This is a genomic window from Klebsiella sp., from assembly GCF_027492335.1.
In the GTDB taxonomy this organism is placed as follows: domain Bacteria; phylum Pseudomonadota; class Gammaproteobacteria; order Enterobacterales; family Enterobacteriaceae; genus Klebsiella; species Klebsiella huaxiensis.
Map to the genome: position 1 here is coordinate 43,554 of NZ_JAPUEW010000067.1, position 8,220 is coordinate 51,773.

General features: G+C 46.8%; 7 protein-coding genes and 1 pseudogene. 6 read left to right on the forward strand and 2 right to left on the reverse strand.

Annotated features, from left to right (window positions below):
- The first annotated feature begins 124 nt into the window (after positions 1-124).
- From QVF11_RS20330 to QVF11_RS20345, 4 genes are all read left to right on the forward strand, one after another.
- Positions 125-1,183: a hypothetical protein gene (locus QVF11_RS20330; protein ID WP_287858903.1), complete on the forward strand. Its 1,059-nt coding sequence runs from the start codon at positions 125-127 to the stop codon at positions 1,181-1,183.
- Positions 1,184-1,500: 317 nt separating this feature from the next.
- Entirely contained in the window at positions 1,501-1,968 is a 468-nt protein-coding gene (locus QVF11_RS20335) for a DUF2846 domain-containing protein (protein WP_287858904.1), read from the forward strand.
- A gap of 759 nt (positions 1,969-2,727) precedes the next feature.
- Positions 2,728-3,291 carry a hypothetical protein gene (locus QVF11_RS20340; protein ID WP_287858906.1) on the forward strand — a complete coding sequence of 188 codons (564 nt, stop codon included), beginning with the start codon at positions 2,728-2,730 and terminating at the stop codon, positions 3,289-3,291.
- 44 nt (positions 3,292-3,335) lie between these two features.
- Positions 3,336-4,649 (forward strand): murein L,D-transpeptidase catalytic domain-containing protein, encoded by a 1,314-nt coding sequence (locus tag QVF11_RS20345; protein ID WP_287858908.1) that lies wholly within the window; start codon positions 3,336-3,338, stop codon positions 4,647-4,649.
- A 158-nt stretch (positions 4,650-4,807) separates the two neighbouring features.
- Here QVF11_RS20345 and QVF11_RS20350 read toward each other — a convergent pair whose 3' ends face one another.
- On the reverse strand, positions 4,808-5,260 hold the full coding sequence (locus QVF11_RS20350) for a GNAT family N-acetyltransferase (protein ID WP_112214289.1): 453 nt from the start codon (positions 5,258-5,260) through the stop codon (positions 4,808-4,810).
- Between the two features lie 170 nt (positions 5,261-5,430).
- Here QVF11_RS20350 and QVF11_RS20355 point away from each other — a divergent pair, with 170 nt between their 5' ends.
- Positions 5,431-6,249, forward strand: a complete 819-nt coding sequence (locus QVF11_RS20355; RefSeq protein WP_287858910.1) for a YggS family pyridoxal phosphate-dependent enzyme — start codon at positions 5,431-5,433, stop codon at positions 6,247-6,249.
- Positions 6,250-6,554: 305 nt separating this feature from the next.
- On the opposite strand, the gene QVF11_RS20360 is transcribed toward QVF11_RS20355, so the two are convergent.
- Positions 6,555-7,625 (reverse strand): LacI family DNA-binding transcriptional regulator, encoded by a 1,071-nt coding sequence (locus tag QVF11_RS20360; protein ID WP_287858911.1) that lies wholly within the window; start codon positions 7,623-7,625, stop codon positions 6,555-6,557.
- A 363-nt stretch (positions 7,626-7,988) separates the two neighbouring features.
- Here QVF11_RS20360 and QVF11_RS20365 point away from each other — a divergent pair.
- Positions 7,989-8,174, forward strand: a pseudogene (locus tag QVF11_RS20365) (beta-galactosidase small subunit-related protein); the annotation flags it as partial.
- Positions 8,175-8,220 lie beyond the last annotated feature (46 nt).

Genomic DNA, 8,220 nt, shown 5'->3' on the forward strand with positions numbered 1-8,220 from the left:
ATATGTCATATAGTGAATAATAATCTCTCTATACTATTCAGCGGAGAACTGAGTGAAAAACGCTCAATCTTCCACTTCCTGATGTGATTCCCGGTGACGACTCTACACAGTGGATACCGCTACTATGAACAAACGTATATTCATTACGACCCGCTACCCTGTCAGCGCGCAACACACCCGTCCCCCCATCGAGTTTCTGGATCAAATAGTCGATACCTTAGATGCTTTACCTGATGATGTTTTCACTGAAAATAAGCTTCATGATATCTACGCAGTAATGAAAGGTGCGCTAGGACCCTATACCAGCCTTGCACACCGAAAAGCCGTCATGTGTGAGGTACTTCGCGTACAGGCGGGTTTTGAATCCGACTGGCGCTGGAGTGCAGGTGTTGATAAGAGAAATCATCATTCCCAGACTCACATTGAAAGCGAAGAAGCCGGAGCATTTCAGGTATCATTCGACAGTATTGGTGGTCGACATTCCGCGTTGTTTGACTTTGCCAAACAGCGCGGTATAGACACGGCTGAAACGTTCATTACAAAAATGAAAGAAGACCACGATTTGGCAGTAGAGTATTGCGCGCGGTTGTTGCGCATCAACACCGCCTGGTGTGGCACGATAAAAGACCCCAGCAAGGTTATCTCCCATGTGCGGCGTGATGCAGTAGAAGAATTTCAGACATTTCTCTCGCTCAAAACGCCACCTCAGGCGATGTTCACTAAGAATATCGTGCCGCTCAGCGACAAAGAAAAAATTATCGAAGTAATGAATATTGCCCGGACCCCAGCCCGTTATGAAAAGGTTCAGGAGGTCGCGGCGATCGAGCTCTTTAAATTAGCCCATGAGCACTGGCCGCATGATGGTTGTGCGCTAAACCTCTCCAATCTATTACAAGAAGGAGACATAGCCGTTCCCGATATTATGCAGGCATTAGCTTTGGGCAATTATCTGCACGCTCATCGACAATGGACAACCATTCCTGTTGGTCAACAGCAGCCAGGCGATGTGGGTTCCACCTGCGGACCGACGGCTCATCATGGTTATGATCATATTTATCTGGTTCTGGAGCGTATTGATGACGATAAAATGATTATTGCCGATAATCAAAAACCAGTACCGCATGAGCGCTTCGCCAGCGGAAAAGGCAGAACCCCAACGAAATTCTTTTTGCGCCCTGTCTGACGAAACAAGGCAAAGACTTGCTCTAAGTCTTTGCCTGCCAAAATTATAATGCATCGGCCAAAGCGTTTACCCTGATGAGCAGAAGCGATGGCAATTCCTGGCGAATACTCCCGTTTTATAGAACTGCACTGCAATAATCCCCGTTCAGAATACTCTGCGAGCACCCACCAGTATGTGGCCATTCTCAGCCCTCAGTTATGTCCTATCTGACACCTGGCCCTTATGTTTACAATTTGTTACGCGACATTTCAGTGGTGACATACTTATAAAATAAGATTATCCTTGCTCTGCTGTTTTTTTAACTCATTGAGAATCCTATGAATAAAATAATCCTTACAGCTGTTATTCTTTCTTCAATGCTTCTTGGCGGATGCGCCTCGGTCCCTTTAGCCAGCAATACTGAAAACACAACGGCTAAATCGTTTCCTACCCCGGAAAACGGTAAAGCCGGTCTCTACATATACAGGGACAGCTTTGTCGGCAAAGCGTTAAAAAAAGATGTTTATATTGATGGGCGCTGCATCGGAGAAACCGCCGACAAAGTCTTTTTCTATCAGCAAATATCGACAGGTCAACCGCATGTGCTGGGGACAGAATCCGAGTTTTCCCCAAATAATCTGACGCTCAATGCCGCCCCAGGGAAGAACTATTTTGTTCGCCAGTACATTAAAATGGGCGTATTCGTTGGTGGGGCCGGGCTGGAGCAGGTTCCTGAAAGCGAAGGTATGCGCGTTGTTTCCAAACCGGAAGTTAAGCTAGCCGTACCGGGCAAGTGCAATAACTAATCGGTTGCAATGGTTTACCACGGACATCCAGTCCGCGTCGCGGCTGGATGTTATTTCACATAAGTCGGGATTTCCAAAGTTAGTAGGCGCGACTGCGCTTTAGATCAATGACTCCATGGAAAGGACTATTTTATTCTTTTATTATCTCTTTATCTAACACAAGACCCTTACTTAGAAATAAAGCAATGGCATTAAATTTTTTTCCTCTCTTTGGAGTGGTCTCCAGGCTGGTAACCATTGGCACGGTTTAAGGAGCCAATCTATACTGTTATTGTTCGATGAGTTAACAATGCTGATTTAGTAAATTCAATATACATGTTATCTCCCCCCATTACAGGAGTGTGTATGTTCTATTTTCGGATAAACAGAGTCAGGATTTTAAATTATCATAAAAAACGCATTTCTCTTTTTTGGCGATGGTTATGTACAAGTTAAATTAATCAGTTTTATTACTTCAGACTCGGACATCCCAATACTTGATGCCTGGTATGCAGAAAAAATGGACAGTCAATCCCGCTTTTGCGGCTGGTTTTATAATTGCGAGATTTTTAACAAATATCGTTGCTGCCACGCTAAAAAAACAACCCCGACGATCAGTTAGGGCTGCTCTATATGTCACTCAATAAGCAAGAACACTATCGCTATGGAGAACGCAAACGTGACGGGAACCCCGATCTTAGTGGTAATATACGTGTAGATCATTCGATCTTCGCATTCAAATAAAAATTAAATCTATATTAATTGGTGAGGATTATACTTATGTTTTTGTTAAAAAGACACGCATCAGCATATACAATCACGTTACTCTTTTTTTCTACAGCAGTTCAAGCGCAAGCCCCTGCCTCTGATGGGGTAAAAACCAGTACGGCTTTTATTTATATATTACTTTTTATCGTCATTTTCGGTGCGCTGATTTCTATTTTAGTCATCCGCAATTCTCTTCCTAAAGAGTGGTCTTTGGCCGATGCGCTTTCTGAAGATGTTGATTTACCGGTTATCAATGAAGTTACGGTGACGGCAGGAGGTACGACTACAGTGACAAGATCCCCTCTTTATGACGCTACTGGTAAACCTGTTCTGGCTCCGGTAATGAAAGCCAGTTCGAGCAGACTCATCGCGCTGATGGGTACGATAGTCATTTTGTTTATGTTTATCGGTTTTGGCGTTTTAATATTACTGGACTTTGGCATAAACGGAAAAATATCCGCCCCAGGTTCTGTCAGTGAAATTATTAAATTTTTGGTTGCAGGCATGACGTTATTTGCCCCTTATGTGGTGAACAAATTCGCTTCTCTATTTCAGGGATTAACGACGAATAAATAGACAGCCAGAAACCTGTAGCATAAAAATGAATGAAGGTGAATATTATGTTTACGAAAAGCAAAATTAAGTCACTGCAATTAGCATTAAAATCATTAGAACTTTATAATGGTGATATTGATGGCGTCGTTGGCCCACTGACGCTGGCAGCAACTCAAAAATTTGAAGCGCTTATGGTTGAAAAACCATTCATGGGTAAACCTCTGACCGAAGAACCGATACCCAACATCACAAAGATCGATAACGTTATCGATCAACTCGGTTCAAATATTGATGAAGCGCTGATATTTACTTTAAAAAATGAAGGAGGCTATACTAATCATTCAGCAGTTCAAGGAGAGGCGACGAATAAAGGTATCTTGCTTAGTGAGCTATCAGAGTATCTAGGAAGAAAAGACGTCACGGAGGAAGAACTTAAAAGCATCAGTATTAAAACAATTACTGCTATTTACAAAAAAAATTATTGGGATGTATTAAATTTAGATAAAGTGTTAGATCAAAGCATTGCTACCGCACTATTTGATATGGGTGTGTTATGTGGTGCGGGGACCGCATTAAGGCTTTGCCAGGAAATATTAAATATTAACATAACCAAAATAATGGATAGACAAACTCTGGATGCCCTCAATAAACTTCCTGATGACAAGTTCATTCCTTTATTTGCCAATAAAAACATTGAGTTGTTTAAAAAAATTGTCGCCAATAAACCATCTCAGAATGTCTTCCTTAAAGGGTGGGTAAACAGAGCCAACCGGCTTAATTCACTGGTTGATAACGATAGTATAGACGTAAGCGTACCTTCATTAGTATCCGGCAGCACCATCGGCGAGGGATTATATACGCTGGCAGATAGTGTAAGCATTCCGCACAATGATATTAAGAAAATGATTGACTGGCAAATGCAAAATAATGCTGTATCCAACCCTCGATACTGGGTTGTATTCAAAATAAAAGAACACTCTAAAACCCAAAGAATGCATATCTTTGATCGCATCGATAATACGGTTCAAAGTGTTTATGCAGTACACGGGACAGGCAGCGATCCAAATAACGATGGGCTAGCAACCATTTTTTCAAATACACCGGATTCACACCAAAGTTCGTTAGGACTCTATAAGACACTGAGCACCTATACGATGGCAAAGCATGGTAGAGCATTGAGGCTGGAAGGTCTTGAGGAGAGTAATAATAATGCCTACGCGCGAGGCATTGTCTTTCATGGGGTCCCCTATGCTGATAAAGAATACGTGAACAAAAATGGTCGTTGCGGGCGATCCTACGGTTGCCCCGCCGTCGCATATGACATTGTTCAATCCTTAATTGATAAACTCAAAGGAGGCTCGCTGCTATTGATATCCTGAACAGAAGGTACCATGACAACGTTGCCGCCGGTTACAACCGGCATCTGGCACGGTAAAATTGGTGGAAAGATCAGCAGTACCTTCCCGATATCTATGTACAGGTACTGCCGATCTGAACGCTGCCACTGCGTAGCGGATTGCCATTGCTTCAAAACATCTCAAAGATTGTTATCGTGAGTTCGTATATACCCCTGCTCACGCAGGCGAATCAGGCTCTCCTCGCTGGCGCAAACCATTCCCGTCGTGAGCAGCTCAAAACCAAAGCGGCGATAGAAGTCTATTTTATCCACAACCGAGTAGATAAAGGTTTTACCAAACGGCTGCAGTTCATTGCTGACCGCCTGCATCAGCTGCTGCCCGTATCCCTTTCCCTGGCAGCGTGGGACAACCGCAACATCTGCCAGATAGCTGCACCAGGTCAGGTCGCTAATGGCTCTCGCCACCGCAATCAGCTGCCCATTTTCATAACCAAACCAGCAAAAAGTACTGTGGCGAAAGGCCCGCTCAACTAATGCGACGTCTCTTTGATTAAGACCTGCGGCGGCGATAATAGCCGCGACTGCATGCCAGTCCACCTGCTCCAGATGCTCTTTACCGACCAGTTTCATCATCACTTTGTCTCCCGGTTTATCCGCACTCAGAGTAGAGCATCTATGCCTAACCTCACAAAGATTTCACTCACTTCCTCATCGTTGGTATACTGCAAATTATTTGACCTATGACAAAATATAATTTGGCCCATGACAATGAAAGCTAGCTACTCAACGGAGACATCTCAACCATGAACCCTCTTACAGAAGCGCCTGGCCCGACCTCCCCAACCACTCAACCGCAACATGACATGCACAACCGCTGGCCACGTGCGCAGAGCGTTGAGGATTTCCGCAAGAATCTTCAGGCAGTGCAACGACGCATACACGGGGCATGCCAGCGTAGCCATCGTGACCCGTCAACGGTCAGGCTCCTGCCGGTCAGCAAAACGATGGATGAAGCGCATATTCGCCTTGCGCACCAGGCGGGTTGTTTAATGCTGGGAGAAAACAAAGTTCAGGAAGCCTGGAGTAAATCGCAGGCGATGGCAGATCTCACGGAACTAAAATGGTCGGTTATCGGCCATCTGCAATCGAATAAAGCGAAGCTGGTCGCCAAATTCGCCAGTGAATTTCAGGCACTTGATAATCTGCGTACTGCTGAGGTCCTCGACCGTCGACTGCAAGCTGAGGGGCGTACGCTTGACATTTTTGTGCAGGTCAATACTTCCAACGAAGCCAGCAAATATGGGCTCGCGCCAGACGAGGTTGAGTCCTTTTTATGTCAGCTGAAAAACTATGAAAACCTCAAGGTACTCGGGTTGATGACGCTGGCTGAATTTAGCACCGATGCCGAACGCGTCAGAGCCTGTTTTATTCGCCTGCGATCTCTGCGGGATCGTCTGTGCGAAGTTGCCCCCTGCGGTTATCAGCCACGAGAGCTTTCTATGGGGATGTCCGGTGATTTCGAAATCGCCATTGAGGAAGGTGCAACGGTGGTGCGGGTCGGACAGGCAATATTCGGTGCGCGAGCGCTGCCTGATGAGTATTACTGGCCGCAGGAAAGCTAGCCATCTCGACAGCATTTTATGCTACTCACAAAACTATAACCCTCGAGAATTTGTTAACCACCGACATGAAAAACAGCGTATTTATGCTTATGAAAGGTCAAATTATCACCTAATCACAGCATTAAATAAAATATACTCTTGCCCGTTGGCCAGAAAACGGGCAAAAAAAACCGCCAGGTTATTGGCGGTAAATAAATGCTTGCATGGATAGATTGTTTTTACGTTCAGAGCATTAATCACTCTGCCTACGTCTTTTCATTACGCTATCACACGTTTCTTCAATGAAAGCTAAACGAAGCCGTTGCTCAAAGTTTTTCCACCAGCGTTTTTATTTGCGCGATTAACTGCGCCTTCTCATCTTCCGCCTCAGCCGCGCAAGGCCAGGTCGAGTGGCGGATGATCAACCGCGTGGGCAGCAGTTCGCGTATCCTTAACTGCGGGGAGGCCATCAGTTGGATCAACAGCTCGACCGCCCTTCTTCCCAGTACATTAAAATCCTGAGCGACGGTGGTGAGCGGCGGCTGGAAGTACAGGCTATCCGCCGTATCATCGTAGCCGGTAACGGAAATTGCCTGGCTACCGGTGCGATTAAGCTGCGCCAGAGCGCTCAGCACCCCGAGCGCCATCTGATCGTTTGCCACCACGATCGCGCTGATACTGGGATGCTGATGCAGCAGTTCAAAGGTTTTATTCCAGCCGCTAGCTGCGCTCCAGTCGCCAAACACCGTCACCGCATTGCTGACCCCCAGACGGTGTAGCGCCTCGCGCCAGCTGCTCAAGCGCATCCGTGCCGAGACCGAACTCTCCGGCCCGGCCAGTAATCCGAACTCGCGATGCCCTGAATCCCACAGATGGCGCACGCAGGCTCCGCAGCCGTCGCGGTGATCGAAGCGCACGCAACACACTTCGGTCTCCGGCGAAACGTCAAGGAACAGGCAGGAAATATCCGGGTTCTCCTCTACCAGCCGCTCCGCCAGGCTGCTTTCCAGCGGCAAGCTGATAATCGCTCCGCGAATGTGCTGAGCGCGAAACTCATTCAACCGCGCCTGCAGTGACGAGTAATCGATCTGCGCCGGCATCGCAATCGACACCTCCAGCTGATGTGAAGCGGCATAACTTTTTACCGCCGCGGCGATTTGCGAAGGCGCGTGCAGAGTCAACGAAGCAGTAATGAGCCCAATCGACGGCGCGGATTTTCCCGCCAGCAACTGCGCAGAGCGGTTCGGCACATAGTGCAATGCCTGCATCGCGCGGATCACTTTGTCGCGGGTTCGTTCAGAAACAACCTCCGGATTATTAAGTACTCGAGAGACCGTCTGCTGAGAAACCCCGGCCTCGCGGGCCACATCTTCTAACGTTGCCAAACGGCGCTGCATCGCCCGCTCCTTCTGCCTGAAAACCCAAATGTCGCCCGCTAACATTCTATGTTTAAAAGACGACAAGAATCAGCCATTTTCCTGGCATTTCGTGATCGCCAGTGGGTTTCAATTTCGCCAATATTGCGGCCTAAGTGAAAATATCTGATAACGAAACCATTCTTGTCTAGCGAATGACATTTTCTCACTTATCCGTCAGGTATGTGTATGCAACAACATGACTCTATCTCTACCGCAGGAGCGACGTTTAATGAAGTAATTGCCGGGGAAGACTGGCAAAACCAGACCATTACTCACCTCAACCGCTTAGCGGCCCACCCGACTTTCGCCAGCTGGATCAATGACGATCTGCCGGGTTGTCGCAGTACCGCGCAGTTAACAGAAACGGACCACTGGCACTGGATGAAGCCGGAAGACGGTGTCTGGATCACCCTCGATGGCCAGCATATGGGCATCGGCAATGATGACTCCTGGACGCCAGGCGTACTACAGCAATGGCTGCTGCTTGAGACACAATGGCAATATCAGTTAACTCTTCATTTCCAATAATAATCGGGGGCGAAAGCCCCCAACCTTACAGGCATAATAATATGGA